Annotated in this window: 35 protein-coding genes; 26 read left to right on the top strand and 9 right to left on the bottom strand. The window is 41.7% G+C overall.

Annotation, left to right across the window (positions count from 1 at the left end):
• Positions 1–6 precede the first annotated feature (6 nt).
• Genes rnpM through ribF form a run of 6 tightly spaced genes read left to right on the top strand, consistent with a single transcriptional unit; the run spans position 7 to position 5,224 of the window.
• Positions 7–309 carry an RNase P modulator RnpM gene (rnpM, locus tag CZ502_RS09900; RefSeq protein ID WP_076462102.1) on the top strand — a complete coding sequence of 101 codons (303 nt, stop codon included), beginning with the start codon at positions 7–9 and terminating at the stop codon, positions 307–309.
• Complete coding sequence (locus tag CZ502_RS09895; RefSeq protein ID WP_076462100.1) at positions 296–607, top strand: L7Ae/L30e/S12e/Gadd45 family ribosomal protein; 312 nt, start codon at positions 296–298, stop codon at positions 605–607. Before rnpM ends, CZ502_RS09895 begins: the two co-directional genes overlap by 14 nt.
• A 13-nt stretch (positions 608–620) precedes the next feature.
• Positions 621–2,900, top strand: coding sequence for a translation initiation factor IF-2 (gene infB, locus CZ502_RS09890; protein ID WP_076462098.1), 2,280 nt, complete (start codon positions 621–623; stop codon positions 2,898–2,900).
• Positions 2,901–2,917: 17 nt separating this feature from the next.
• Positions 2,918–3,277: a 30S ribosome-binding factor RbfA gene (rbfA, locus tag CZ502_RS09885; RefSeq protein WP_076462096.1), complete on the top strand. Its 360-nt coding sequence runs from the start codon at positions 2,918–2,920 to the stop codon at positions 3,275–3,277.
• 58 nt (positions 3,278–3,335) lie between these two features.
• On the top strand, positions 3,336–4,241 hold the full coding sequence (gene truB, locus CZ502_RS09880) for a tRNA pseudouridine(55) synthase TruB (RefSeq protein ID WP_076462094.1): 906 nt from the start codon (positions 3,336–3,338) through the stop codon (positions 4,239–4,241).
• A gap of 14 nt (positions 4,242–4,255) precedes the next feature.
• The gene (ribF, locus tag CZ502_RS09875; protein ID WP_076462092.1) at positions 4,256–5,224 is read left to right on the top strand and encodes a riboflavin biosynthesis protein RibF; all 969 of its coding nucleotides are present in this window, start codon (positions 4,256–4,258) and stop codon (positions 5,222–5,224) included.
• 54 nt (positions 5,225–5,278) lie between these two features.
• On the opposite strand, the gene CZ502_RS09870 is transcribed toward ribF, so the two are convergent.
• On the bottom strand, positions 5,279–5,650 hold the full coding sequence (locus CZ502_RS09870; protein WP_076462090.1) for a hypothetical protein: 372 nt from the start codon (positions 5,648–5,650) through the stop codon (positions 5,279–5,281).
• A 119-nt stretch (positions 5,651–5,769) separates the two neighbouring features.
• On the opposite strand from CZ502_RS09870, the gene hrcA reads away from it, so the two are divergent.
• From hrcA to lepA, 5 genes are all read left to right on the top strand, one after another.
• Positions 5,770–6,822, top strand: a complete 1,053-nt coding sequence (hrcA, locus tag CZ502_RS09865; protein ID WP_076462088.1) for a heat-inducible transcriptional repressor HrcA — start codon at positions 5,770–5,772, stop codon at positions 6,820–6,822.
• Between the two features lie 12 nt (positions 6,823–6,834).
• A complete protein-coding gene (gene grpE, locus CZ502_RS09860; RefSeq protein WP_076462085.1) occupies positions 6,835–7,386 on the top strand; it encodes a nucleotide exchange factor GrpE in 552 nt (183 codons plus the stop codon).
• Between the two features lie 25 nt (positions 7,387–7,411).
• Positions 7,412–9,286, top strand: coding sequence for a molecular chaperone DnaK (gene dnaK, locus CZ502_RS09855; RefSeq protein WP_076462083.1), 1,875 nt, complete (start codon positions 7,412–7,414; stop codon positions 9,284–9,286).
• A gap of 127 nt (positions 9,287–9,413) precedes the next feature.
• Positions 9,414–10,562 (top strand): molecular chaperone DnaJ, encoded by a 1,149-nt coding sequence (gene dnaJ, locus CZ502_RS09850; RefSeq protein ID WP_076462080.1) that lies wholly within the window; start codon positions 9,414–9,416, stop codon positions 10,560–10,562.
• Positions 10,563–10,841: 279 nt separating this feature from the next.
• Positions 10,842–12,677 (top strand): translation elongation factor 4, encoded by a 1,836-nt coding sequence (gene lepA, locus CZ502_RS09845; protein WP_076462078.1) that lies wholly within the window; start codon positions 10,842–10,844, stop codon positions 12,675–12,677.
• Positions 12,678–12,828: 151 nt separating this feature from the next.
• Here the strand turns inward: lepA and CZ502_RS09840 are convergent, their stop codons facing one another.
• The 6 genes from CZ502_RS09840 to CZ502_RS09825 all read right to left on the bottom strand — a co-directional run bounded on the left by CZ502_RS09840 (position 12,829) and on the right by CZ502_RS09825 (position 17,200).
• The gene (locus CZ502_RS09840) at positions 12,829–13,989 is read right to left on the bottom strand and encodes a site-specific integrase (protein WP_076462076.1); all 1,161 of its coding nucleotides are present in this window, start codon (positions 13,987–13,989) and stop codon (positions 12,829–12,831) included.
• A gap of 131 nt (positions 13,990–14,120) precedes the next feature.
• Positions 14,121–15,290 carry an Abi family protein gene (locus tag CZ502_RS09835; RefSeq protein WP_076462074.1) on the bottom strand — a complete coding sequence of 390 codons (1,170 nt, stop codon included), beginning with the start codon at positions 15,288–15,290 and terminating at the stop codon, positions 14,121–14,123.
• A 176-nt stretch (positions 15,291–15,466) separates the two neighbouring features.
• A complete protein-coding gene (locus CZ502_RS10725; RefSeq protein ID WP_159434563.1) occupies positions 15,467–15,610 on the bottom strand; it encodes a hypothetical protein in 144 nt (47 codons plus the stop codon).
• Between the two features lie 17 nt (positions 15,611–15,627).
• Positions 15,628–15,801 (bottom strand): hypothetical protein, encoded by a 174-nt coding sequence (locus tag CZ502_RS10720; protein ID WP_159434562.1) that lies wholly within the window; start codon positions 15,799–15,801, stop codon positions 15,628–15,630.
• Between the two features lie 32 nt (positions 15,802–15,833).
• Positions 15,834–16,475: a CvpA family protein gene (locus CZ502_RS09830; protein WP_076462072.1), complete on the bottom strand. Its 642-nt coding sequence runs from the start codon at positions 16,473–16,475 to the stop codon at positions 15,834–15,836.
• Positions 16,476–16,537: 62 nt separating this feature from the next.
• On the bottom strand, positions 16,538–17,200 hold the full coding sequence (locus tag CZ502_RS09825; protein WP_076462069.1) for a LexA family protein: 663 nt from the start codon (positions 17,198–17,200) through the stop codon (positions 16,538–16,540).
• 135 nt (positions 17,201–17,335) lie between these two features.
• Between CZ502_RS09825 and CZ502_RS09820 the strand changes: the two genes are divergently transcribed.
• Both CZ502_RS09820 and CZ502_RS09815 read left to right on the top strand, forming a co-directional pair.
• Positions 17,336–17,566, top strand: coding sequence for a helix-turn-helix domain-containing protein (locus CZ502_RS09820; RefSeq protein WP_076462067.1), 231 nt, complete (start codon positions 17,336–17,338; stop codon positions 17,564–17,566).
• A gap of 30 nt (positions 17,567–17,596) precedes the next feature.
• On the top strand, positions 17,597–17,809 hold the full coding sequence (locus CZ502_RS09815; protein WP_076462064.1) for a hypothetical protein: 213 nt from the start codon (positions 17,597–17,599) through the stop codon (positions 17,807–17,809).
• Here CZ502_RS09815 and CZ502_RS09810 read toward each other — a convergent pair.
• A complete protein-coding gene (locus tag CZ502_RS09810) occupies positions 17,799–18,074 on the bottom strand; it encodes a hypothetical protein (RefSeq protein ID WP_076462061.1) in 276 nt (91 codons plus the stop codon). The two genes, CZ502_RS09815 and CZ502_RS09810, sit on opposite strands and share 11 nt — an antisense overlap.
• A 63-nt stretch (positions 18,075–18,137) precedes the next feature.
• On the opposite strand from CZ502_RS09810, the gene CZ502_RS09805 reads away from it, so the two are divergent.
• On the top strand, positions 18,138–18,395 hold the full coding sequence (locus CZ502_RS09805) for a hypothetical protein (RefSeq protein ID WP_076462059.1): 258 nt from the start codon (positions 18,138–18,140) through the stop codon (positions 18,393–18,395).
• Here the strand turns inward: CZ502_RS09805 and CZ502_RS09800 are convergent.
• Positions 18,379–18,582, bottom strand: a complete 204-nt coding sequence (locus tag CZ502_RS09800) for a hypothetical protein (RefSeq protein WP_076462057.1) — start codon at positions 18,580–18,582, stop codon at positions 18,379–18,381. The genes CZ502_RS09805 and CZ502_RS09800 overlap by 17 nt on opposite strands.
• A gap of 64 nt (positions 18,583–18,646) precedes the next feature.
• On the opposite strand from CZ502_RS09800, the gene CZ502_RS09795 reads away from it, so the two are divergent.
• The 12 genes from CZ502_RS09795 (at position 18,647) to CZ502_RS09735 (ending at position 24,533) form a co-directional block, all read left to right on the top strand.
• The gene (locus tag CZ502_RS09795) at positions 18,647–18,928 is read left to right on the top strand and encodes a hypothetical protein (RefSeq protein ID WP_076462055.1); all 282 of its coding nucleotides are present in this window, start codon (positions 18,647–18,649) and stop codon (positions 18,926–18,928) included.
• 137 nt (positions 18,929–19,065) lie between these two features.
• Positions 19,066–19,269 carry a DUF6877 family protein gene (locus CZ502_RS09790; RefSeq protein WP_065532944.1) on the top strand — a complete coding sequence of 68 codons (204 nt, stop codon included), beginning with the start codon at positions 19,066–19,068 and terminating at the stop codon, positions 19,267–19,269.
• Complete coding sequence (locus CZ502_RS09785; protein ID WP_076462053.1) at positions 19,266–19,445, top strand: hypothetical protein; 180 nt, start codon at positions 19,266–19,268, stop codon at positions 19,443–19,445. The genes CZ502_RS09790 and CZ502_RS09785 overlap by 4 nt, the downstream gene beginning before the upstream one ends.
• A gap of 42 nt (positions 19,446–19,487) precedes the next feature.
• Positions 19,488–19,703 carry a hypothetical protein gene (locus tag CZ502_RS09780; protein WP_076462051.1) on the top strand — a complete coding sequence of 72 codons (216 nt, stop codon included), beginning with the start codon at positions 19,488–19,490 and terminating at the stop codon, positions 19,701–19,703.
• A gap of 12 nt (positions 19,704–19,715) precedes the next feature.
• Positions 19,716–20,624 (top strand): DnaD domain protein, encoded by a 909-nt coding sequence (locus tag CZ502_RS09775; RefSeq protein WP_076462049.1) that lies wholly within the window; start codon positions 19,716–19,718, stop codon positions 20,622–20,624.
• A 6-nt stretch (positions 20,625–20,630) separates the two neighbouring features.
• Positions 20,631–21,323, top strand: a complete 693-nt coding sequence (locus CZ502_RS09770) for a phage integrase SAM-like domain-containing protein (RefSeq protein WP_234982469.1) — start codon at positions 20,631–20,633, stop codon at positions 21,321–21,323.
• A 42-nt stretch (positions 21,324–21,365) separates the two neighbouring features.
• Positions 21,366–21,617: a tyrosine-type recombinase/integrase gene (locus CZ502_RS10910; RefSeq protein WP_255372242.1), complete on the top strand. Its 252-nt coding sequence runs from the start codon at positions 21,366–21,368 to the stop codon at positions 21,615–21,617.
• 9 nt (positions 21,618–21,626) lie between these two features.
• On the top strand, positions 21,627–22,289 hold the full coding sequence (locus CZ502_RS09765) for a DNA methyltransferase family protein (protein WP_076462047.1): 663 nt from the start codon (positions 21,627–21,629) through the stop codon (positions 22,287–22,289).
• Positions 22,290–22,465: 176 nt separating this feature from the next.
• On the top strand, positions 22,466–22,912 hold the full coding sequence (locus CZ502_RS09755) for a hypothetical protein (RefSeq protein ID WP_076462043.1): 447 nt from the start codon (positions 22,466–22,468) through the stop codon (positions 22,910–22,912).
• A gap of 15 nt (positions 22,913–22,927) precedes the next feature.
• Complete coding sequence (locus CZ502_RS09750; RefSeq protein WP_076462041.1) at positions 22,928–23,353, top strand: replication terminator protein; 426 nt, start codon at positions 22,928–22,930, stop codon at positions 23,351–23,353.
• 3 nt (positions 23,354–23,356) lie between these two features.
• Positions 23,357–24,103 carry a hypothetical protein gene (locus CZ502_RS09745; RefSeq protein ID WP_076462039.1) on the top strand — a complete coding sequence of 249 codons (747 nt, stop codon included), beginning with the start codon at positions 23,357–23,359 and terminating at the stop codon, positions 24,101–24,103.
• A 193-nt stretch (positions 24,104–24,296) separates the two neighbouring features.
• Positions 24,297–24,533, top strand: a complete 237-nt coding sequence (locus CZ502_RS09735; RefSeq protein ID WP_076462035.1) for a hypothetical protein — start codon at positions 24,297–24,299, stop codon at positions 24,531–24,533.
• Positions 24,534–24,616 lie beyond the last annotated feature (83 nt).

The raw sequence follows: 24,616 nt of genomic DNA, 5'->3' as shown, positions 1-24,616 counted from the left end.
AAAAAGATGAAAAAGAGAAAAATACCGATGCGTAAGGATATTGTTACCGGAGAAATGATGCCGAAACGGCAATTGATTCGTGTCGTTAAAAATAAGGAAGATCAAGTGTCACTAGATCCCACGGGGAAGAAGCCAGGGCGCGGGGCCTACATTGCGGTTGATGTTGATATTGCAAAGCGGGCCAAGAAGGAAAAGACCTTTGAAAAGGCCTTTCACATCAAACTTGATGATTCATTTTATGATGAACTAATCAAGTATGCCGACCACTTACAAGCCCGGCAAGAACTATTTGGCAATGATCAAAAATAATCAGCAAGTCTTAAACCTCCTCGGCTTAGCGCGTCGTGCACGTCAGCTGCAGAGTGGTGAAGGAATTGTAATCAAAAATATTCAAACTCAACAGGCAAAGTTTGTGTTTTTAGCTGCGGATGCCGGAAAGGCTAGTGCCAAAAAGATTACCGATAAGTGTAAATTTTATGGAATTCCTTTTTCGACAGCTTATACTAAAGACCAGCTCAGTCAGGCAACGGGACAATCAAGAACCGTTTTTTGTGTGATGCAATCAGGTTTTGCAAGAAAGTTTGAGGAACTACTAACAATGGATTAAGGAGCGTGAGCATATGGCTAAGGAACGTATTTATGAATTAGCTAAGGAATTAAAGATGCCTAGCAAGGACTTAGTTAATGTTGCTAACCAACAAGGGATGGAAGTTAAGAGCCACATGTCTTCAGTGACACCAGAACAGGCCCAAAAGTTACGCAAGCTTGTTAACGGTGGTGGACAACAACCAGCGAAGAAGCAAGCAGGGCAAGCAAAGAACCATCAGGGTGGCCAACAACATCCGCAAAAGAATCATGGTAACCACCATGACAATGGGCAAAGTCATGAAAAGCACCACGAGAAGGTGCAAAATGAGCGGCCACAAAAGAAAAACGATCGTCAAGCTAACAATGGTGAGAAGAACAACAACCAACACCGTAACAATAACAAGGGCGGTCGTTTTGGTGGCAGCTTAAACAACAATGATCGAAACGGCAAGCGTTTTAACAAGAAGAATAAAAAGAACAAGAAGCACAATAAGAATAAGCGGATGAAAGAAGTTGTTCATAAGCAACCAACACAGCGTAAGGACAAGCCGCTTCCAGAAGTGCTCGAATATTCTGATGGGATGAACGCACAAGACCTGGGTAAGATTTTGCACCGTTCCCCAGCGGAAATTGTTAAGAAGCTCTTCATGTTAGGGGTAATGATTAACCAAAACCAATCCCTTGACAAGGATACGATTGAACTGTTGGCAACTGATTACGGCATCGAAGCTAAGGAAAAGGTTGAAGTTGATGTTTCTGATATCGACAAGATGTTTGAAGACGAACAAAATAATACTGAAAACCAAGTTTCTCGGCCAGCGGTTGTTACTGTGATGGGTCACGTTGACCACGGTAAGACGACCTTGCTTGATAAGCTTCGTCACTCCCACGTTACGGAACACGAAGCAGGGGGAATTACGCAGGAAATCGGTGCTTACCAAGTCCACTACAACGACCAGTTAATCACCTTCCTTGATACGCCGGGACACGCGGCCTTTACTGAAATGCGGGCGCGTGGGGCAAATATCACCGACATTACGGTCTTAGTGGTTGCTGCTGATGACGGGGTAATGCCACAGACAGTCGAAGCTATCCACCACGCCCAAGCAGCCAAGACGCCAATTATCGTTGCGGTTAACAAGATTGATAAGCCAGGGGCTAACCCTGACCGGGTAACTGAAGAATTAGCGAAGTACAACCTGATCCCCGAAGATTGGGGTGGGGACACAATCTTTGTAAAGATTTCTGCCAAGTTTGGTAAGAACCTCGACGAATTGCTCGACATGATTCTTCTGCAAGCAGAAATGCTCGAATTAAAGGCCAACCCAGACCAAAACGCTGCTGGTTCCGTTGTTGAAGCTCGGCTTGACCAGGGTCGTGGTTCGGTTGCCACTGTCCTTGTTCAACAAGGGACGCTCCATGTCGGTGACCCAATTGTTGTTGGTAATACCTTCGGCCGTGTGCGGACGATGACCAATGAAAATGGTCGCCGGATTAAGGAAGCAACGCCATCAACACCAGTCGAAATTACCGGGTTAAATGACGTTCCAGAAGCCGGTGACCGGTTCGTTGTCTTTGATGACGAAAAGACTGCCCGGGCAGCTGGTGAAGCACGGGCAAAGCGGGCCCAAGATAAAGAACGGCAAAAGACCTCCCATGTTACCTTGGACAACCTCTTTGCAACGATGAAGAAGGGTGAAATGAAGACCTTGCCAATCATCATCAAGGCCGATGTACAAGGATCAGTGGAAGCCCTTAGTCAGAGCTTGCAAAAGATCAAGGTTGATGGTGTCCGGGTTGATATTATCCACCAAGCTGTTGGGGCAATTAACCAGAGCGACGTAACATTAGCAGAAGCATCAAACGCTGTTATTATTGGATTCAACGTGCGGCCAACTGCTGTTGCGAAGAGCATGGCTGATTCCAGCAACATCGATATTCGTCTTCACCGGGTTATCTATGATGCCATTGAAGAAGTTGAAGATGCGATGAAGGGGATGCTTGAACCGGTTTACAAGGAAGAGACAATCGGACAAGTTGAAGTTCGTCAAATCTACAAGGCTTCAAAGGTCGGGACGATTGCTGGGGGAATGGTTACCTCTGGTAAGATTACCCGTGATTCTAAGGTCCGCTTAGTTCGTGACGGAGTTGTTATCTATGAAGGTGAACTCGGTAGTCTTAAGCGTTTCAAGGATGACGTTAAGGAAGTTAAGCAGGGCTTTGAATGTGGTTTGACAATTGAAAACTACAACGACATTAAGGAAATGGATGTTATCGAAGCCTACAAGATGAAAGAAGTTCCGGTTAAGTAAACTGAGGAGAAAGATAAATGGCAAGTAAACAATATCGGGTTGACCGCTTAGCGCAAGAGATTCAACGTGATGTTGATGAGATCTTGTTAAAGCGGGTTCGTGACCCCCGTGTACAAGGAATCACGATTACAGGTGTTGACGTTACCGGTGACCTTCAACAAGCAACTATTTATTACAGTTTATTGTCTGATCTCGCCTCTGATGGTGAAAAAGCTCAAGCTGGTTTAGATAAGGCAACCGGGTTGATTCGGAGTGAATTAGGGGCCCGGCTGAACATCTTTAAGACACCAGAGATTAAATTCGTTAAGGATCCATCAGTTGCCTATGGTAGCCGGATTGACCAATTAATTAACGAATTACACCGAAAAGAAAAATAACTAAGTTAAAAAGCTGGTGGAGAAATGATTTCTTCCCAGCTTTTTTGGAGGAACAATAATGGACGGAATTATTCCTTTATATAAAGAACGGGGGATGACCAGCTTTGCCTGTGTCAGCCGCTTACGACAAATATTAAAGACGAAAAAGATCGGTCACTCTGGGACACTTGATCCTGCGGTTGCCGGGGTGTTGCCGATTTGCGTGGGAAATGCGACGAAGGTAGTTGATTACCTGATGCAGTCGGGCAAGCAATACCAGGGGGAACTCGTGATTGGCTTTGCGACAACCACCCAGGACCTAGAAGGCGAAACGGTTGCTGAAAAACCAGTTGACCAGCCAATTGCCGCGCAGGCGATTAGCAATGCGATGGCGAAAATGACTGGTGAAATTACCCAGATTCCACCGATGTATTCTGCCGTCAAGGTAAATGGTAAGAAGCTTTATGAATATGCGCGGGCTGGTGAAAAGGTGGAGCGGCCGCGGCGGACAGTCACGATTAGTAAATTTGAATTACTCAGTACAAAGTATGATTCGGCTAAGAAACAGCAACGGGTGCGGTTCAATGTTGAATGTAGCAAGGGAACCTATATCCGGACCTTAGTCGTCGACCTTGCTAATCAGCTAGGCTATCCCGGGGTAATGAGCATTTTGACCAGGCTAAAGAGTGGCGGCTTTACTCTGGAACAGACATTGAGCTTAACGGATGTCCAAGATGCGGTTGCCAATCAGACCCTTAAGCAATATCTTTATCCCCTCGATTATGCTTTGCAAAATTACCCGCACCAGGAACTTCGCGCCGCTACGTGGAAGAAAGTGCAAAATGGGGGATGGTTGTCTTCGAGCGAACTTGATACAAGTGAACGCGAAATTGTGTTATCATTTGATGGGCAAGTAAAGGCCTTGTATCACTTTGACCAAAAAGATCAGGTATACAAGCCGACAAAAATGTTCGCGGTTAAATAAGGAGTGTGGAGTAGTTGCGAGTCATTAAAATTCGCCATCCATTAAAAAAAGAATTAATTCCAGCAGGGCAAGTTGTGCTAGCGATGGGCTTCTTTGATGGTGTCCACCGTGGGCACCAGGCAGTGATTTTACGGGCAAAAGAGATCGCTGCGCAACGGGGACTGCCGTTAGCAGTATTGACTTATGACCACGCCCCCGGGGTTGTTTATCGCCAGTACGAGGGCGGCTTTAAGTACCTATCAACGACTGCACGGAAATTGGACCTACTTGAGCAATTAGGGGTTGACCTTGTTTATTTAACAAGTTTTACCTCGGCCTTTGCTAATCTAACGCCCCAAAACTTTGTTGACCAGTACCTGGTTAACTTCCATGCGACGGTAGTAGTTGCCGGTTTTGACCATACATATGGGCCAGCAGAGATTGCGTCAATGGAATTATTGCCAAAGTACGCGCAGGGCCGTTTTGAAGTCGTTGCGGTTCCCAAATTAACAGAAGAAAATAGTGAGATTAAGATTGGCTCCCGGGAAATCCGGCGACTAATTGATGACGGTAACGTAACGGCGGCTAATCATGCCCTGGGCTATGTCTACCAGACGACTGGCCTTGTTGTGCATGGGCTGGCGCGCGGGCGGACGCTTGGCTTTCCGACGATTAACGTTGAACATCCTGCAGAAGAACGAATTCCTAAAATTGGGGTCTATGCGGTCACGGTTAAGATTGGTGATCACTGGTACGAGGGGATGGCGAGTGTGGGCCATAATATTACCTTTGGTGATACCAACCAATTGACAGTTGAAATTTACCTCTTTGACTTTCACCGAATGGTATACGGTGAACAAGTTAAGGTGCGCTGGTATAAGTATCTGCGGGGCGAAGAAAAGTTTGCGGGCGCTGACGAGCTCGTTGCGCAGATGAGAAAAGATGAGCAACATTCCCGGCAAGATTTGCGTGAACTAACGACGGTTCACTATGACTTGCAGTAGTTGGCACCCAAATAAAAAAGACTGCTAATGGCTTTTAACCATTGGCGGTCTTTTTTAATGTCGACTCCCCCGGTGACTAGTTGTTTGGTTGATCTTATGGATATTGCGCTCAAACTTAAATCCGCCGTCCTTAACAAATTTAAAATGGCGCATCTTACCGTTGAAGGGCTTGCCATTGAGGCGGAGGGTTGTCCAATTGCGCATAACCTTGGTCATGGTATCAAGGTCTTTGAGGCGGTTCGGATTCCCCTCTTTTTCCGCCGCTGCTTTAATGTCTGATTGGAGGCGGTAGACGAGGTTATTGTGGTACTCAAGTAGCTTGTCAGTCAGGGGGGCATTACGGTACTTATTAAATAGTTTTTGAATTAACAGCATTGCTTCCTCCGCATTGTGCGGTTGAACGTACCGTTGTTCCTTGTGTTTCATTGTTGAAAAAACTCCTTTAAAATCTTTGACGTTTCTTGACTTTTAGGATGGTCCTTGGTATATTATACAGTGTGTTTAGCACTTGACCCTAATGAGTGCTAAAAGGGGAAGTGATATTCATGCTAACACAACGACAAAAGAAGATTCTGCAAGCGATTGTACGTCAATACACGTCAACTGGTCAACCTGTTGGGTCAAAACACTTAGCTGAAAAGTTACCGTTTAAGGTTAGTTCAGCGACAGTGCGCAATGAGATGGCTGTTTTAGAGAAAAATGGTTTGATCTTAAAAGAGCACTCCTCATCTGGCCGGGTACCATCAAAGAAGGGGTACCGCTACTATGTCGATAACCTCTTGGATCCGCAGGCGGTTACTGATAATGACCTGGTGGTTATCCAAAATTCTTTGGGCACGGGTTTTCAAAAGATTGACGAGATTGTATCACACTCCGCAGATATCCTATCAAACTTAACTTCATACACGGCATTCACACTAAAGCCGGAACAAGAAGATGTTCGCTTGAGTGGGTTCCGGGTTGTCCCCCTTGGTAATCAGAAGGTCATTGCCATTTTGGTTACGGATAGTGGGGAAGTCGAGAGCCAGTCGTTCACATTACCGCGGGACCTTGATACCGATGCAATGCAGGCGGTCATCCGGATGATTAATGACCAACTGGTGGGGCTACCATTGACGACGGTCATTAAGCGCTTAAAAGACGATATCCCACTGCGGGTCGTCCATTATATGCATAGTCCGGACGGCTTCCTTGATATATTTGACGATATCTTGTCCCAGGCGGCTCGCGAGCGGTTCTTTGTCGGTGGTCGACTTAATATTCTCGACTTTTCCAACAATCATGATCCGCACGCAATCCAGGCACTATACGGCTTGCTTGATCAAAATGATAATCTGTCGAGCCTGCTGGAGGCCAGTGATGCTCCTGATAATGGAGTTAAGGTTAAAATCGGTCAGGAAATTTCAAGCAATAAGCTCCTTGACGACTATAGTTTGATTACTGCTAGTTACAATGTGGAACAATACGGCAAAGGAATTATTGCTGTTTTGGGGCCAACGAGGATGCCTTATTCACGGACAATCGGGATTGTTAATGCCTTTCGTCAGGAATTAGCAAAGCGGTTGCTTGATTTCTACCGTCACTATTACGATTCATAGGAGGCGAGTTAATTGGCCAAGGAAAAAGAAAATCAGCAAAAAGCAAAAAAGCAGGAAGCACCAGCGAAAGATGATGCGCCAAAGAAAAAAGTTGATAAGACTGCTGAATTAGAAAAGCAAGTTGCGGACTTAAAAGAGCAACTGGCAGATAAAGATGATAAATATTTACGCGCTGCAGCGGAAATTCAAAATATGACGACCCGTTTTAATAAGGAACGAGCACAGCTCTTGAAGTATGACGGTCAAGATCTGGCAAAAGAAATGTTGCCAGTGCTTGATAACCTTAAGCGGGCATTAGCAATTGACGTTTCAGATGAAAATGGTAAACAACTGAAAAAGGGGATCCAGATGGTTCATGATGGCTTAGTAAAGGCCTTTGATGACCATGAGATTACTGAGATTGAAGCGCTAGATAAGCCGTTTGATCCGACCCTTCACCAGGCAGTACAGACAGTTCCGGTTGAAGAGGGACAAAAGCCTGAAACAGTTGTTAAAGTCCTCCAAGCTGGTTACCAGTTGAAGGACCGCGTACTACGGCCAGCAATGGTTATCGTAGCTCAATAATTCTAAATAAGAGAGGGAATAAAATATGGCAAGTAATAAGATTATTGGTATTGACTTAGGTACTACTAACTCCGCGGTTGCCGTTATGGAAGGTAACGAACCAAAGATCATCACTAACCCAGAAGGTAGTCGGACTACTCCTTCTGTCGTATCATTTAAGAATGGTGAAACCCAAGTTGGGGAAGTCGCTAAGCGGCAAGCAATCACTAACCCCAACACGATTTCATCAATCAAGAGTCACATGGGTGAAGCCGGATACACCGTTGAAGTAGATGGCAAGAAGTACACTCCTCAAGAAATTTCCGCAATGATTTTGCAATACTTGAAGAAGTACGCGGAAGATTACATTGGTGATACAGTGGACAAGGCCGTTATTACGGTTCCTGCTTACTTCAATGATGCCCAACGGCAAGCTACTAAGGATGCTGGTAAGATTGCCGGCTTAGATGTTAAGCGGATTATCAACGAACCGACTGCTTCATCACTTGCCTATGGTTTGGACAAGCAAGATAAAGACGAAAAGATTCTTGTTTACGACCTTGGTGGTGGTACTTTCGATGTTTCCATCCTTGAATTAGGTGACGGGGTCTTCCAAGTACTCTCTACTAACGGTGATACGCACTTAGGTGGGGATGACTTTGACCAAAAGATCATCGACTGGTTAGTTGAAGGCTTCAAGGAAGAACATGGGGTTGACTTATCTCAAGACAAGATGGCTCTTCAACGGTTGAAGGACGCTGCGGAAAAGGCTAAGAAGGACTTGTCTGGTGTTCAAGAAGCCCAAATCAGCTTACCATTCATCTCTGCTGGTGAAAATGGCCCGCTCCACTTGGAAAAGACGTTGACACGGGCACAATTCAACCAATTAACTAATGACTTGGTTGAACGGACAAAGCAACCAGTATTAAATGCGTTGAAGGATGCTGACCTTTCATTTGATGATATTGATGAAATTATCTTAAACGGTGGTTCAACCCGGATTCCTGCTGTTCAAGAAATGGTTAAGGAATTAACTGGCAAGGAACCTAACCACTCCATCAACCCTGATGAAGCGGTTGCCCTTGGTGCTGCTGTTCAAGGTGGGGTTCTTACTGGTGATGTTAAGGACGTTGTCTTACTTGATGTTACGCCACTTTCCCTTGGGATTGAAACCATGGGTGGGGTCTTCACTAAGTTGATTGACCGGAACACGACCATCCCAACTTCCAAGAGTCAAATCTTCTCAACGGCGGCTGATAACCAACCAGCTGTTGACATCCACGTTCTCCAAGGTGAACGGCCAATGGCTGCTGATAACAAGACCTTAGGTAACTTCCAACTGACAGACATTCCAGCTGCCCCTCGTGGTGTTCCTCAAATCAAGGTTACCTTTGATATTGACAAGAACGGGATTGTTAACGTTTCTGCCGAAGATCAAGGTACTCACAAGAAGCAAAACATCACGATCAAGTCTAACTCCGGCTTGAGTGATGAAGAAATCGAACGGATGAAGAAGGATGCTGAAGAGCACGCCGAAGCCGACAAGAAGAAGAAGGAAGAAGTTGACTTGAAGAACGAAGTTGACCAAGAACTCTTCCAAGTCGACAAGACCTTAAAGGAAGTCAAGGGTAAGGTTCCTGAAGACGACATCAAGAAGGCTGAAAGCGCCCGTGATGACTTGAAGAAGGCCAAGGAAAGCGGCAACTTAGACGACATGAAGGCAAAGAAGGATGCCTTAAACAAGGTTATCCAAGACCTTTCTGTCAAGCTTTACCAACAAGCGCAAGGTGCGCAAGGCGGTGCTGCTAACGGCCAACCTGGTGGTAACCCGAACGACAATGGTCAAAACAACGGTAATGGCAATGATGACAACACCGTTGATGGTGACTTTAAGGATGTTACACCAGACGACCAAAAGTAGTCGATAATATAACAGTCTTAAGATGTAATGTAAAAGCCAAAGGCCAAGCAAATGAGGACTTTGGCTTTTACTTTCGATTACTGCCTGTGGTATAACTAAACAAGCATTAAATTAGCGAGGTATTTATATGGCAGAACAAGATTACTACGACGTTTTAGGTATCTCAAAGGATGCCTCCGAGTCTGACATTAAGCGTGCATACCGGCGGTTAGCAGCGAAGTATCACCCTGATGTTAACCACGAGCCAGGCGCTGAAGAGAAGTTTAAAAAGATCAATGAAGCTTATGAAACACTAAGCGATAGTCAAAAGCGGGCCCAGTATGACCAATTTGGTTCTGCTGGTCCACAAGCGGGCCAAGGTTTTGGTGGCTTTGGCGGTGGTCAAGGCTACAGTCAAGGCTTTGGCGGTGGCTTTGATGACATCTTTAGCCAGTTCTTTGGTGGCGGTGGTCGTTCTCGTCAGGACCCGACGGCGCCCCGGCCTGGCCGTGACTTGCAGTACTCCATGACCCTTAAGTTTATGGATGCAGTTTTTGGCAAGACGACCACAATCAAGTACGATCGGGATGCCGAGTGTAAAACTTGTCACGGGACCGGAGCAAAGCCGGGCAAGTCACCAGTTACTTGTTCTCGTTGTCACGGTAGTGGGGTGGTTGTCAATGTTCGGCAGACCCCACTGGGCAATATGCAGACGCAGACGACTTGTCCAGAATGTCACGGGACCGGGAAGATCGTTAAGCCAGAAGATAAGTGTCAGACCTGTCATGGGGCTGGCCACGTTCATGAGCGGCATGAGCTAGAAGTTAAGGTGCCGGCAGGTGTTGACGATGGTCAGCAGATGCGGTTACAAAACCAGGGGGATGCTGGTGAAAACGGCGGCCCTGCCGGGGACTTATACATTGTCTTCCGGGTAACCCCAAGCCGCGACTTTAAGCGTGATGGCTCAACGATCTACGTTGACCGTGATATCTCATTTGCACAAGCAGCCCTGGGGGATGAGGTGAAGGTTAAGACCGTCCATGGTGATGTTAACCTTAAGATTCCAGCTGGTACGCAATCAGAAACCAACTTCCGCTTACGTGGCAAAGGTGTTCCCCACCTCAACGGCAATGGTAATGGTGATGAACACGTAACTGTCCATGTGAAGACACCAAAGAGCTTAAACAAGCGGCAACGGGAAGCCATGTTAGCTTTTGCGGCTGCTAGTGGTGAAGACGTGAAAGGTGTTAAGAAGAGCGTGCTCGATAAGCTGAAAGACGCTTTTGAAGATAAATAAAACAAGCTGGGAAAAAGCTTCTCGGAGCCCCGGTGGGGTAACCTAGGACGGACGTTGGCACGGCACGGGCCGACGTTTGTCCGTAGTTACCCTTGAGGGGCTCGCTTTTTTCCCGCGATTACTGTGTAATATTTGGAGATAAAACTAGGGGCCGGAAAGAAAAATAGTTTCTTTCCGGCCCCTAGTTTTTTAGCTTCTTTGCCAACCGCCTCCCTTTCCATTAGCGGGACTGATTTGGTATACTATTAAAAGAATATTCGTTGAAAGTGAGTCTTATGCATGAACTTAGAAGAAATGAAAGAGCGCCAGAAACACATTCGTAATTTTTCGATTGTGGCGCACATTGACCATGGGAAATCGACCCTTGCAGACCGTATCTTAGAGATGACGGATTCTATCAGCAAGCGGGAGATGAAAAACCAGATCCTTGATGATATGCCCCTTGAGCGTGAACGGGGAATTACAATTAAACTAAATGCTGTTGCCTTAACTTACCATGCTAAGGATGGACAGGACTACATTTTTCACTTGATTGATACGCCCGGTCACGTCGACTTTTCGTATGAAGTTTCCCGGTCGCTGGCGGCCTGTGAAGGCGCAGTCTTAGTTGTTGACGCGACCCAGGGGGTGGAAGCGCAGACCCTCGCGAACGTCTACCTGGCACTGGATAATGATCTGGAGATTCTCCCGGTTATTAATAAGATTGACTTGCCATCCGCTGATCCTGACGGGACAAAGAAGCAGATTGAAGATGAGATTGGCCTCGATACTGAGGATGCCGTTGATATCAGTGCAAAGACGGGGATGGGAGTTGACCAGGTCCTAGAAAAGATCGTCCAGGATGTTCCAGCCCCGACCGGTGACTTGACGGCTCCCTTAAAGGCATTGATCTTTGATTCTAAGTATGATGACTACCGGGGGGTTGTCCTTAGTGTACGGATCTTTGAAGGGACCGTAAAAAAGGGTGACCGGATTAAGTTAATGAACAGTGGGACTGAATACGAGGTGGCAGAAGTGGGGATCAACTCACCAAAACCATTAGCACGGGATGTTTTAATGGCTGGTGATGTTGGTTACATCACCGCAGCGATTAAGGATATCAAGGATACCCGGGTCGGTGATACGGTCACAAGCGCGACAAACCCTACTGCTAAGCCATTAGAGGGTTACCGGCAGATGACGCCGATGGTTTACGCGGGTCTTTACCCAACTGACAATGCAAAGTTTAACGACCTGCGGGAGGCGTTAGAGAAGCTGCAATTAAATGATGCGGCGCTGGTTTTTGAGCCCGAAAGTTCCCAGGCGTTGGGCTTTGGTTTTCGTTGTGGTTTCTTAGGATTACTGCACATGGATGTTGTTCAAGAACGGTTAGAGCGAGAATTTAACCTTGACTTAATTACAACTGCACCATCAGTAACCTACCACGTTGAGCTGGCTGATGGGAGCACGGTTGAGGTGGAAAACCCGGCAGAAATGCCCGATGCTTCTTCGATTAAGGCGATTAAGGAACCATATGTCAAGGCATCAATCATGGTCCCGAATGACTATGTCGGACCAGTCATGGAGTTATGCCAACGGAAACGGGGAATCTTTGAAACGATGGAATACCTGAGTGACACCCGGGTAAACGTGATTTACCATGTGCCATTGTCAGAAATCATCTTTGACTTCTTTGATAAACTAAAGAGTTCAACCCGTGGCTATGCTTCCATGGACTACGAAGTTGATGATTACAAGCCAAGCAACCTGGTTAAGATTGACATCCTCTTAAATGGGGACAAGGTCGATGCGTTAAGCTTTATTGCCCACAAGGACTTCGCTGCTGAGCGGGGACGGGAGATCACTTCTAAACTAAAGAAGATTATCCCCCGGCAAAACTTTGAAATTCCAATTCAAGCGGCAATTGGCTCAAAGATCATCGCGCGGACAAATATCAAGGCTTACCGGAAAGACGTTACCGCCCGGATCCACACGGGGGACCCCGACCGGCGTGCTAAGTTATTGGAAAAGCAGAAGCGTGGTAAGAAACGGATGAAGGCCGTTGGAAAAGTTGAGATTCCACAAGCTGCCTTTATGGCCGTTTTGAAGACCGATGAGCAATTGGATGAAAAGTAAATATTGATGTAAAGGCATTTCTAACTTGCTGGATTTCACAAAGTAGACCAATTTATATACCAATTAAAGTGTTTTGCCCACCATTTGCCCACATGAAGTACCTTCGTGGGCAAGACGTAAGATACTTTGTGGGCAAATGGTGGGCAAGATTTTACATTTTAGCTATTTGATCAAATAGATTTGCTGTTTGATGTTTCTTCTTATTGCTAAGATGGACATAGGTATCTAGAGTGGTGGCAATTTTGTTATGGCCCAATCGTACTTGGACCTCTTTAGCAGATGCACCCGCTTCTAGTAACATGGTTGCGTGGGTATGACGCAAACTATGGAAATTAAATGGGAAACCTAGCTCTTTAGTGACGGTACTTGCATAGTACTTAATCGAATTGGGAGTTACAGGTTTCCCATTTTCTTTTGTACATACAAAGTTAGATTCATGGTAATTTTTACCATATCGTAAACGATTTTCATTTTGTAATCGCCGCTGAACTTTAAGCGCATGGATAAGTTGATCACCGATTGCAATTGTTCGATAACTGGCGGCTGTTTTTAATTTTCCAAGTCGAACATCAGTTTTGGAATATTGTTTCATTTGCTGAGTAACATTAATTTCAGCATCTGGTAAACTAACATTATCCCATTCAAGACCGGCTACTTCTCCACGTCTCATTCCAGTATAAAAGCTGATTAAAAGGGGAAGGTGAAATGGGTGGCCAAGAGGAAATTGCTCTAAAAGTTGATTAAATTGTTGTAGGGTAATAATTTTTAGATCTTCTCGTGTAGTTTTAGGATGGTTATATTTTGGCTGCCGGACGTATTCTGCAGGTGATTGAGTAAGAATATGCCAGGGATGTACCGCTTGTCGAAAACCTTCCTTGATAACCATAAGAATAATTTCGACAGTATGGCCATGTAGTTGTGTATGATCAGGTTTATATTCGGTAGAGTCTGCGATCTTATTAATAGTCTTTTGAATTAATTCTGGGGTGACTTTAGATAATTGATAAATTCCGAGGGTAGGTTGCACATATTTATCTAAAACATGCCGATAATTCAGTTGAGTGTTTTTAGATAAGTTAGTCTTAACATAATTGTCATACCAAAATTCAAAGTAATCATGAGTTGAAATCTTATCAGTATTGGTAACTGCTCCTGTATTTTCATAAAGCTCTAAAGCAACGCGTAATCGGTGCATTGCTTCCTTGTAAGAATCGCCTCCGACTCGTTCGTATTGTCGCCTTTTTCCGTCTTTGTCAGCAATATCAAAGCGGTAGTACCATTTTTTACCACGCTTTCTAACATTACCATTCATAGTAAAACTCCTTTCTGTTATAATAAAAACATGCTGAGGGTGTACTCCACCCCTGGTATCTCAACACTTACCTCAATGATCAGCCGGCCAAAGTTGGATCATTGAGGTTTTATTTAATTAGTAAGCTATATTTAAAATAGTTGCATTCGGTGTCGATATTGCTCGTGTGTTAACTCTATATTTATATGTTCTAGTCTACTTATGAAGTTTGTAGGTAGGTTTAATCCTTTTAGGAAAAGATTAAGTGCATTGCTTCTCTCAGGTGTGGAATTATTATTATTTCTCCAGTCTCTTAGGTGCTTAATTAGATTAAGTGAGTCGTATTTATCAAGAGTTAGTATTAACGAAATCATAAAAGATAGCAAATCATTTTTACCAAATCTACTGTTAAACTCTTGATTGGTAATTACTGACGTTGATGCAAAAAGTCTTAAAGGAGTCAAAAGTAAAGAGGAGTTTGACTTAAAATCAAAGAGACCATTTCCGTGAGCTAAATTATTTCTAAAATCATGAATAATACTTAACATGTTTTTGAATAAATTAATTATATTATCGAAATCTTTTTGATATTCGTCTTCTAACTTTTTTACTTCTTCAGCACTTTGGTCATGAAAAAAGCCGAATATATCACGGTACTCTCCTGGCCTTGATTTCATTCGCATTTGTCTTAATGCAAGAGAACCAACACCGGAATTACCAACTATAATCTGTGACGGATATGTATCAATTGGTAACATTTCAGAAACAACAGTACTTGTCATTTTTGAATTAAAGATTGAAAACCACATCCTGACTTGACCTAAAGTTACATTGTTAATAAGAATCCAAGGCGGAATACAGTCATACCTTCTACGATAATATCTAGTTGGATTTTTATCAGTATGATAGGCAATATCTAGTAAAAATGCTGTTATACTAATAGCTTTATTACGTTTTCTGCGTTTATATTTCAAGGGATCAAGATAATCTGCTTCGCCAATTCCAAATTCTTTCGAAAGGGAATGGGCCATTGCCTCTTTAAATCTGTGTTCAAAATTAATTGTTGCTTGAAATAATATATCTTGAAGATCTGATTCCATTACCTGAAATAAATACAAATCAGTTAAATGGGTATGATTAGGATAGTGCCTGTCAGAATTATAAATATGATTTTTATATCTATTTACAAGATTATAATATCCACGAGCTTTAATTAGTTCAATTGCTAGTTTCTTATCTGAAATACTTAAATTTTTATTTTTTAGGTTATCTACCATTTGTTCATATGTAAGAAACTTTACCTGCTTTAGCTTTTTGCCCAACAAAAAACACCTCACAATACTTCAGTATCATGAGGTGTTTTTGTCCTGCTTAGTTAGCGGGATTTTCAGCTTATACACTCATGATACTTGATTATATATAAATGTCAAGAAACTAAAGATTATTTATAGCTATAGATAAAGTATTAAATCTAAAAAGGATAATCCTTGGCTTAAATTTATTTCTGCTTCTGCTTCTTTAGATTCTCAATCCATTTAATAATCTCTTTACGTTCTTCCTCAGTTGCTTTTGGGTCAATTGAGGCGTGGATAGTTTCTATCTTAGATTGGTTGTTACTATTTGCAGTAGATTTTTTATTCATTAAGTAACTCCCCTCAACTATTTGCCCTTAAAATAAACATCTAACACACGAATGAGATCGACAATCTGCATTCCCTTTTTCCGGGCTTCATCACCAACGTAAGTATTTCCTTCTAGCTCAAGAGGACCACCTTGAAGTAATGAACCTGCAATGTCACATAAATAAATGCGAAAATCTGTTTCTTTCTTCATTATTCATCACTCCCATCAGTCACGGTAATTTATTACTGATTCAAATCTTTATAAGCGTTAGCTGCAGAAGTATCATATTTATTAAAACTATCAGAAAAGCTGTTATAACTACCTGAAGGAGACGTAACTAAATTAGTCAGATTTTTAAGTTCTTTATATGACTTATTATATTTAGCAAAGCTCCTATCTGGAGTCTCGTTCTCCTTCATTCCTTCAGTATATTCTTTAATTTTTTTCATATTCGCATCTATATCAGCGATATCGCCTGCATTGTCTACCACTGCATCAGTAATAGTTTCATCTACATCAAAATCATCTGCACTATCACTATTGTCGATAGCATCTGACCATTTTTCAGTTTCTGAGTTACCAATTTCTTCTGCTTTTTTAGCTGTTTTTATATAAAGCACCTCATATTTTTGAGCGTAGTAATCGAATCTCTGATTATGTTTTGTTGCTACTTGTCGGTAACTCGCATCTGTTATACCAGCAATTATTAATGCTAACACTGCAACTAAAACAGTGATTAAAGATCCGATTTTTCCAACTTTCTTAGTTTTAATATTTTTTGATAGCTTTCCGACTAGTAAAGTTATTAAGAAACCTACTAAAACTAAAACGGCTAGAAATGTAACAACATAAAAAAGTGTGCTTATGGCAGCTAAAACAGTCATAAGTTTTCCTCCCTAATATAAATAACAGCTTTTAACGTCGATCAGTATTTGGACGTAAATTATTATTTAATACTCCATGAAATGTGAACAGCCTTACCAACAATTCGGCCTGGATTATCTTTATCTAAGATAATTGGGTCGAATTCTTTATTATCTGGCATTAGCATAGTAAGATTTCCTTGATGTTTAACTCTTTTCAGAGTTGCTTCATTATCACCATCAACAAGGACAGCGGCGATTTCACCGTCTTCCACTGTGGGTTGTTCTCTGATGGTTACAATTGATCCATCATGAATGGTTGGTTCCATACTTTTGCCTTTACAACGTAGAGCAAAGAGATTGCCTTTTGGAACAGGCTTTTCAAAAATCTCTTCAACGTAGCCTTCAATATTTTCTTCGGCTGTGATAGGGTCCCCACAGGCAATCTCACCAATGAGGGGAATGCTGATACGCTCAAAATCATCTCCTAGCGGGTAGACGATATTAGTTGGTAAGTGACTCTGAGTCTCTTCTTTGATAATTGATGCATTAGTTATTTCACCAATTTTCACATGAAATAGATCAGCTAAATTTTGTAATGATCCCATGCGAGGGACTTTTGTACCAGTTTCCCAGTTAGAGATAGTTTGTTTAGAAACAGATAATTTATCTGCTAATTGTGTTTGTGTCCAACCTCTACTTTTTCTTAGTCTTTTTAATTGAGAGGCTATCGTGTTTTCAACCATAGAGTTCCACCCCTTTAATCTGATTATATAACTTTTGGTTATCTAAATAAACGTAAAGTTATATAAAAATATAAAAAAGAGTTGACTATAACTTTAAGTTAGATTATTATATTGATGAAGAAAGGGGGAAAAGAAATGCCGAATAGTACACGTATTTCATTGAGAGCAGCTCGTATTAATGCAAATATGACGCAAGGCGAAGCTGCAAAGGAACTTAGTAAGTATTTTGGTATGAAAATTTCAAGACAACGTGTTATGAAATATGAAGAAAATCCGCAGCAAACCCCACCTGGATTTGGCCAAGGTTTTTCTACGATTTACTCTATTCCTATAGAGGTTATTAATTTTGGTCGTAAGTCAACTTAAAGTTATACAAACGGTGCTAGGAGGGTAGCAATGATGGACAACATAAATAATTTTAAGAAAGCATCTGAAAGTTACGACAAATTAATCAATGACTATGCTATTGAACTTCTGGATGAATTTGATAGTAATAAAAAAGCTCGCGCATTTCTTCAAGAACAACTAGCCAATACAGCTAAGCCAGAAACACACGAGTTTATATTCTTAATGGTTAAGCGATTGGAGCAAATTGCGCTTAATCAATAAGTTCTAGTTTTACTACAGCAGATGTCTTGTAAAGAGTTCTATCTTTTCCGATGGAGAACCAGTCTGTTGATCCAATTAGTCCGCTAATGCCATTTAAAGGATCTTTAGTTGCAATTTCGGTTCCGTCGTTATAGGAGCCCTCAAAAGCCATTTCTCTATAAAAGGGTGTTTTATTGATAACCCCATCTGCAGCTTTCCAAGCGACGATCTTTGTTGATTCATTAATTGTTTTAACAGTACCGTCTGCGAAGGTTATTTTGATCATTTGTGCTCACCCCCCTTTGTAGGGGATGAGTTAAGTATAGCAGACGATGAAAGGAGGGTAGCAATGGTGAAAGATAAGCAAAAAGAAAAAATCCAATCAGATAAAGAAAGGCTGAGTATTCTTCAATCTGAGTTGGCTTTCTATAAGAAGCTAACAAAGCGACAGGAAAAGCTTATTAAAAAGCTGCTCAATGCTATTAGCGGTAGCAAAGAACAGCTTCATCAAATTGCAAGTGATACAAGTTATTTACGTGAACGTTTCCCATCATTTGACAGGAAAGCATATCTTGAGAAAGTTAAAAGAATTACCGAAGATCTTTAAGAATGATTTGGTAATAGCGATTGAAGTTATCGATGATTGTCGATGTATTTGGTTTGGCTGGATCAGCATCATCTTTAATTGCTTCGATTTCTTCAAGTCGCTCGTTACCACTCATAGAACTTAGATCAGCCTGAATAAAGGCCATTGCCATATCATGAGCAATTTGTTCATTAGAAGGTCGTGACATTAGTTTCACCTCCTTTGTAGGGGATGAATTAAGTATAGCAGACGATGAAAGGAGGGTAGCAATTATGAAAACAAGAGAAACTATGAGAACAAGGGAAGAAATTAATTCACCAATGCTTATGGAACGAGAAGCTGCTAAGTATTTACGAATCAATAATAGTACATTAGCTGATCTGCGTAAGTATGGCTTCATCAATTCTTTAGATTTAGGTGCAAGAAAGTATCCTAAGTGGGAATTAGATCGGTTCATTAGTAAGTGGACTGATAGTCAAGAATCAATTGAGGATGCTCTCGAACAAGCCAAGCGAGAGCATGAAGTTAAGGACGAAAAGATCGTCCATCTATAGGAGATGAATAATGTGTGGCCGTATTTAGTAATTCTTGGGTGTTTTGCCTTTGCTGCTATTTACAGCATTGGCATCCGCCATGAACAAGTATTCCAGAAGAAGTATCGCGGAAAGCATAACAGAAAGCGGATGTTCAGATGAAAGATGGTACCAAGCGTCTTCGCGAATTAATGGAGGAATACGATTTTCCTCTTGAAGCGATTGATGATATTCTTTATCGCCTTGGCTGGCACTTCCTTAGTGGTGGGCAACCTACCGATGATTATGTATGGACGCAGGTTCGTTACTTTGAGAACTTAGTTAAGTTTGGCAAAGTAGCACGAAAGGAGAAAGTTAAATGATTACTTTAATTGCAGTAGCAAGCACAATTGCGATGATGATTAGTCTGTTTAATGCGAATGTTCCATTTGCTTTATTTTCAGCTTTAATTCTCTTGTGGGCTTGTTTAGCTGATACACCCCAAGAGTGGTGGTCAAACGAAAAAAGCACCGATGCTGACGACACCGATGCTAAATAATCCAATTAACTGGATAAGAAATCTACAAGGAGATTATAACATATGTCAGAAAAAGATACTGCAGTAAAAGTTGAAAAACTTGCTAACAATGTGATTGATCAAGCTATTTTTATTTGTAATTTATGCGATCAATTTAAGCACGCTGAAACTTACAGCCATCATCTAAAGTTAGCTAAGGATATTGCTTACCACCTCAAACGCATAAGCAAATATCAAGACTTCGATGAATTGGTTAAGCAGATTTACCAGGACAACTAGGGGGGTTACAAAATGGCACAACGCAGAATGTTTAGTCAGAAGGTTACTGAGACAGATAAGTTTCTTGATATGGGGCTTACCGCTCAATCACTTTACTTCCATTTGGGGATGAATGCTGATGATGACGGTTTTGTTGGCAATCCCAAGTCAATTAAACGCATGATTGGCGCTAGTGAAGATGATCTAAAGGCATTGGTTGAGAAGGACTATTTAATTGTCTTTGATGATGGCGTAGTCGTTATTAAGGATTGGTTAGTTTCCAACTATGTTAAAAAGGATCGATATACCCCGACAATTTATACCGACGATATGAAATTAATTGGTCTTGATAAGAATAAACGGTACCAATTTGTATCCGATTTGGAACCAGAACGGAACCAAGTTGGAACCGAAATGTCTCCAGAATGTATCCAAGATGGAGACAAAATGGAACCAAACTGTATCCAAAGTGGTTCCAAAAATAAAAAGCAAATTTCAAATGAAAACTCTCAACCTCAACAGGGACAAGGCTTTAACCCCATGGAACCAAATTGGAACCAGAATGGAACCGAAATGGATCCTCAGGTTAGGTTAGGTAAGGATAGAGTTAAGTTAAGTAAGAGTAAAGATAATTTAAATACTACTACTAGTACTACTCTTAATTCATATTATAAAAAGCTCGCATCCCCAAAATCACAAAACGAATTAAAAGCGTTCGTGAATGAACTTGGTCGTGATGTAGTAGCATTTGCCATCACTTCCATGTTTGAGAATGCTGATCGTCCAACATTTGCATACTTACGTTCGATCTTAAATCGTTATCAGCAACAGGGATTAACTAATCTTGCGGCTGTTCAACATGATAATGATGTTTATAACGGTAAGTCAGTTGTTGTTACTGGTGCTAAGCCTAAGATTCCTGTTTATCATCTGGGGGAATAAGCATCGATGGTACAAGTTGGAAAAAAGAGAGCTATTAAGTTCTGGAAGTATTACAAGGAATGGTATGAAACCTACAAATACGGGGATGTCCGTGATGTTACTTACCAAAGATATATTTTGACAGGTAAACAAATTAAGAAACTTGCTCCAGATCTAATGCTAGATAAAATAACCCGAGCTGATATACAAAAGCTCATCAATGCTTATGGACAAACGCATGAAAAAGTAACTGTTCGTAATTTCTATCGCTTACTAGAAGCACCAATCAGAGATGCGGTCTATGAGGGATGGATTTCCCGTGATCCATGCTACAAGATTCGTATTACCTCTCAAGTTAAGAAGAAAAAGAAGCTTAAGAAGTGGCTAGAAATGGATGAGGTTCATAAACTTGAACAAGTCTTTAATGCTGATCAAAGCGGATATGGTGACTTCTTTGATTTTACGTTACGTACTGGCTTGCGATTTGCTGAGGTTCTTGGCCTTACTCCAGCTGATGTTGATATGAATAACATGTCTATTTACGTCAATAAGACACTGAACTACAAGAAAATAGATTACTCTCAAGTTAAACCTGGGGACTTTATGCCGACTAAGAACAAGTATTCTGTTAGGCAAATCCTAATTGATTTTAAGGCATTAACTGACTTACAACGCCACCTGGATGGGGTAAATGAAGATGAGTCAATCTGGGCTCATTAGTATGCTAGTGACTCTCGTACTAATACCCGAGGTGGTAATCACATTTATAATTCAGTGTTTAATAAAGAGTTAAAGGAAATGTGTGACCAGGCGGGAGTACCACCAATTTCAGTTCATGGTTTGCGTCATACTCATGCATCCCTGCTAATTGCTAACCGTGTTTCAATTCAAAGTGTTGCTAAACGGTTAGGCCACGGCAATACAGAAACAACCCAACGTGTCTATATCCACCTGCTAGACAAGCTAGCAAACGAGGATAACAACAAGATTATGTCTGTAATGACAGGGATTTGAGGTGGAATAATGCAGTTTGATACAAAAACCGTTAATAAGCTGTTAGAAATTGACGAGTCATATAAGGCTCCGGAAAGAATGCTGCAGCTAATGCTTGATGATCAAAAGCGTCCAGAAGTCTTTAAGAAGTTCCTAGAAGTTTCAACGGACCTAAAGTTTGACTGGTTCCATGAATATTTTGAAGATGAGCAAGCTGAACGGAAAAGCAAGAAGCAGGATTTTACCCCTGATAGCATTGCGACCTTGCTTAATAGCTTAGTTGATAGCGATAAATCTAATGGCCACTATTTCGAGGTAGCTGCAGGGACAGGTGGAATTTTAATCAAGCGCTGGTGGGATGACTGTACAAATGATCGGGTTGGTAATCCATTACATGCTGATCCTAACTTAAAATTCTTGTCAATCTTTACTTATGACCCTAGAGCTTATTGGTATCAGGCAGAAGAAATGTCCGATAGAGCAATTCCCTTCTTGCTATTCAATATGGCAATTAGGGGGATGAATGGAGTAGCAATCCAATGTGATTCGTTAAGCAGGAAGGCAAAGGATGTTTATTTTATTTGCAATGATACAGGTGACTTTTTAGCGTTTAGTGGAGTTATCAAAATGCCCCACACTACGGAGCTAAAAGAGCTTTATAACATTTCCGAATGGGTTGATAAGTTTGACTGATTTCATAACAGACAAATTAAGTGATGCCCTTGATGAACTAGAAAATTACCACACATTTGACGGGGAATTTTGGAAATACAGTCGGCTGAGAGCAGAAGAACTTTTGCCGGCTGATGATTGGCGGCTACAAGAAATACTTAAATTTAGAAAAAAGGTAAGCGAGGAGAAATAAGAAAATGGAAACATCAGAATTTAGAAATAAAATGGCTGAATTTGGCTTGAATTTGAAACAAAGTAAGATCGAAGACGCACTGATGGTAATGATTGACTATTACGAAGTAGCAAGAGTAAGTCAAACAAGAGTAGGCCGGTTTCAGATGTATGGCCGTCCTAAATTATCTAAGTCGGTTCAAAAAAAGATTGCTAAGGTTGTGATGGAGTATTCCTTAACTGAATTAGATGAACGGGATAAGCCAATGTATTGCCTAGAAGTAGGTGGCAGCTATGCAGCATCCCCACGTTACCTAAAAGAGGTCCCTGGAGTTAATACTCAATACCAAGGCGTAAATATTAACTTTTCAGTCACACAAGAACGCTCAGAAGCTAAGGCATTCACCTATGATGAGACAATTGATGTAATGGGTAAATTGCCATTTATTAAGCTTCAACGACGCGCATTGTAAAGGAGATCGAGTGTTATGAGTAAGAAGAAAGCTATTAATTTTGATTTATCAGAAATTGCAGATGGGGGGGTACAAGTTAAACTCAACCGTGCGTTGCAACAAGTAGCAGATAATATCCTTGATCCTAATACGGACCCAACTAAAAAGCGGAAGGTGCAACTTAACATCACCTTAGCTCCCAATGAAAAACGGGATGCCTCAGATGTCACGGTTGAAGTTAAGACCACCCTTGCTCCAGAAGTGGGAGTACCAACTACGATGCTTTTAGGCCGTGATATTAACGGTAAGGTTCACGTTAACGAGTTGAAGTCAGGAGTTAAAGGTCAAACTTACATCGATCCAGATGATGGTAAGGCTAAGACAGACACTGGCGAACCAGTAGAAGAAGTGGAGAAAGAAGAGAAACGTAAGGTTATTGATTTGCAAAAGAAGGAGAACTAACTTATGGAAACTAAGATTAACAGTGAATTAACCCAATTTGAACAACTCATAAATGATGCTAATGGCAATCAGCTCATTACAGGCTTAAACGGCCGGCAGTATCTTCTTGATCATGATGGGGATGCAGCTTTACTTAATGATCCGATCATTGCTCATCCCCTCCAACTGGACCAATTAACTAGCTTGATCGAGTGGTTGGAAAGTGAAGGATCGTCAATTAACGATGCACTAAAAATCCATGTGGTTAGTCCGACTAAGGTTGAGGTAATTGGAAACTTAGCGAAAGGTGGTCAACGTCCTTGTTTCGCTGAGGTTCGGGCAGTAGTTGATAGTCTTGACTTAGAAAGTTACTTAGACCAGGAAAGCATGATCATTATGCTGCAGTCACATTTTGAGGAGAATGATGACCGGAATATCATTTTGAAAGTTGTTAGCAATCTTCGTGATGAAAGCATTCACCAACAAACTGATGATGGTGTAAGCCAAAGTGTTCAAATCAATTCTGGTGTTGCTAGCGTTGATGAAGTGAAAGTTCCTAATCCCGTTAAGTTAATTCCTTTCCGGACATTCCAGGAAGTTGATCAGCCAGCAAGTAAATTTATCTTCCGGATGCGTGAGGGGATGCAATCAGCATTATTCATGGCTGATAACAACCAATGGCAAGTGGAAGCAAAGAATAATATTAAACGATATATTCAGCAACTAGAACAAGAAACATTTGGCGAGATTAAGTATCCGGTGATTGCTTAATGCAGACACAAATAATTTTTCATAACGGTCTTAAATTATCAGTACGAGAAACTACCAGGGAGATTATTAATCAATCTCTTTATGGTGACAAGATTATTGTTACTCGATTTAATCTTGGCCACTTAGAGCATTTCAGAATTAACTACGATGATATGGCTAAACTCGTTGCTATTGGTTAATGAGGAAGTAAACCATGAAGATTAATCGACGAACTTTACATAAAATCCTTGTTGAGTATCAAAAATTAATGAAGAGCGATGAGAGAAGAAAAGTGTATTGGATTAATCATTTAATGATGAAAGACCAAGCAAGAAGATTTGAGCTACCCTTCTACAAGGGGACAAAGTATCGTGGCAAAAAACACTGGTTAGCTAATTCTTCACTTTATTGGGAATTGAGAAAAGTTGAGGAAAAGCAGAAGAGGGGATGAAATAAATGACGGAACTATTAATTATCAGCGCCGTCCTAATTTTTACGGTTGGTTTTATCTTGGGAACTGTCCTATCGATAAAA

The sequence above is a fragment of the Limosilactobacillus caccae genome, from assembly GCF_900156885.1.
Lineage (GTDB): Bacteria > Bacillota > Bacilli > Lactobacillales > Lactobacillaceae > Limosilactobacillus > Limosilactobacillus caccae.
The sequence above is the reverse complement of the archived record's forward strand: the minus strand, read 5'-3'. Positions and strand labels throughout refer to the sequence as shown.

What these genes read in the sequence shown, in the direction of transcription:
- rnpM (WP_076462102.1), top strand. Translation starts at nt 7, where the DNA reads ATGAAAAAGAGAAAAATACCGATGCGTAAGGATATTGTTACCGGAGAA.
- CZ502_RS09895 (WP_076462100.1), top strand. Translation starts at nt 296, where the DNA reads ATGATCAAAAATAATCAGCAAGTCTTAAACCTCCTCGGCTTAGCGCGT.
- infB (WP_076462098.1), top strand. Translation starts at nt 621, where the DNA reads ATGGCTAAGGAACGTATTTATGAATTAGCTAAGGAATTAAAGATGCCT.
- rbfA (WP_076462096.1), top strand. Translation starts at nt 2,918, where the DNA reads ATGGCAAGTAAACAATATCGGGTTGACCGCTTAGCGCAAGAGATTCAA.
- truB (WP_076462094.1), top strand. Translation starts at nt 3,336, where the DNA reads ATGGACGGAATTATTCCTTTATATAAAGAACGGGGGATGACCAGCTTT.
- CZ502_RS09870 (WP_076462090.1), bottom strand. Translation starts at nt 5,650, where the DNA reads ATGAAACACAAGGAACAACGGTACGTTCAACCGCACAATGCGGAGGAA.
- hrcA (WP_076462088.1), top strand. Translation starts at nt 5,770, where the DNA reads ATGCTAACACAACGACAAAAGAAGATTCTGCAAGCGATTGTACGTCAA.
- dnaK (WP_076462083.1), top strand. Translation starts at nt 7,412, where the DNA reads ATGGCAAGTAATAAGATTATTGGTATTGACTTAGGTACTACTAACTCC.
- dnaJ (WP_076462080.1), top strand. Translation starts at nt 9,414, where the DNA reads ATGGCAGAACAAGATTACTACGACGTTTTAGGTATCTCAAAGGATGCC.
- lepA (WP_076462078.1), top strand. Translation starts at nt 10,842, where the DNA reads ATGAACTTAGAAGAAATGAAAGAGCGCCAGAAACACATTCGTAATTTT.
- CZ502_RS09840 (WP_076462076.1), bottom strand. Translation starts at nt 13,989, where the DNA reads ATGAATGGTAATGTTAGAAAGCGTGGTAAAAAATGGTACTACCGCTTT.
- CZ502_RS10725 (WP_159434563.1), bottom strand. Translation starts at nt 15,610, where the DNA reads ATGAATAAAAAATCTACTGCAAATAGTAACAACCAATCTAAGATAGAA.
- CZ502_RS10720 (WP_159434562.1), bottom strand. Translation starts at nt 15,801, where the DNA reads ATGAAGAAAGAAACAGATTTTCGCATTTATTTATGTGACATTGCAGGT.
- CZ502_RS09830 (WP_076462072.1), bottom strand. Translation starts at nt 16,475, where the DNA reads ATGACTGTTTTAGCTGCCATAAGCACACTTTTTTATGTTGTTACATTT.
- CZ502_RS09825 (WP_076462069.1), bottom strand. Translation starts at nt 17,200, where the DNA reads ATGGTTGAAAACACGATAGCCTCTCAATTAAAAAGACTAAGAAAAAGT.
- CZ502_RS09820 (WP_076462067.1), top strand. Translation starts at nt 17,336, where the DNA reads ATGCCGAATAGTACACGTATTTCATTGAGAGCAGCTCGTATTAATGCA.
- CZ502_RS09815 (WP_076462064.1), top strand. Translation starts at nt 17,597, where the DNA reads ATGATGGACAACATAAATAATTTTAAGAAAGCATCTGAAAGTTACGAC.
- CZ502_RS09810 (WP_076462061.1), bottom strand. Translation starts at nt 18,074, where the DNA reads ATGATCAAAATAACCTTCGCAGACGGTACTGTTAAAACAATTAATGAA.
- CZ502_RS09805 (WP_076462059.1), top strand. Translation starts at nt 18,138, where the DNA reads ATGGTGAAAGATAAGCAAAAAGAAAAAATCCAATCAGATAAAGAAAGG.
- CZ502_RS09800 (WP_076462057.1), bottom strand. Translation starts at nt 18,582, where the DNA reads ATGTCACGACCTTCTAATGAACAAATTGCTCATGATATGGCAATGGCC.
- CZ502_RS09795 (WP_076462055.1), top strand. Translation starts at nt 18,647, where the DNA reads ATGAAAACAAGAGAAACTATGAGAACAAGGGAAGAAATTAATTCACCA.
- CZ502_RS09790 (WP_065532944.1), top strand. Translation starts at nt 19,066, where the DNA reads ATGAAAGATGGTACCAAGCGTCTTCGCGAATTAATGGAGGAATACGAT.
- CZ502_RS09785 (WP_076462053.1), top strand. Translation starts at nt 19,266, where the DNA reads ATGATTACTTTAATTGCAGTAGCAAGCACAATTGCGATGATGATTAGT.
- CZ502_RS09780 (WP_076462051.1), top strand. Translation starts at nt 19,488, where the DNA reads ATGTCAGAAAAAGATACTGCAGTAAAAGTTGAAAAACTTGCTAACAAT.
- CZ502_RS09775 (WP_076462049.1), top strand. Translation starts at nt 19,716, where the DNA reads ATGGCACAACGCAGAATGTTTAGTCAGAAGGTTACTGAGACAGATAAG.
- CZ502_RS09770 (WP_234982469.1), top strand. Translation starts at nt 20,631, where the DNA reads ATGGTACAAGTTGGAAAAAAGAGAGCTATTAAGTTCTGGAAGTATTAC.
- CZ502_RS09765 (WP_076462047.1), top strand. Translation starts at nt 21,627, where the DNA reads ATGCAGTTTGATACAAAAACCGTTAATAAGCTGTTAGAAATTGACGAG.
- CZ502_RS09755 (WP_076462043.1), top strand. Translation starts at nt 22,466, where the DNA reads ATGGAAACATCAGAATTTAGAAATAAAATGGCTGAATTTGGCTTGAAT.
- CZ502_RS09750 (WP_076462041.1), top strand. Translation starts at nt 22,928, where the DNA reads ATGAGTAAGAAGAAAGCTATTAATTTTGATTTATCAGAAATTGCAGAT.
- CZ502_RS09745 (WP_076462039.1), top strand. Translation starts at nt 23,357, where the DNA reads ATGGAAACTAAGATTAACAGTGAATTAACCCAATTTGAACAACTCATA.
- CZ502_RS09735 (WP_076462035.1), top strand. Translation starts at nt 24,297, where the DNA reads ATGAAGATTAATCGACGAACTTTACATAAAATCCTTGTTGAGTATCAA.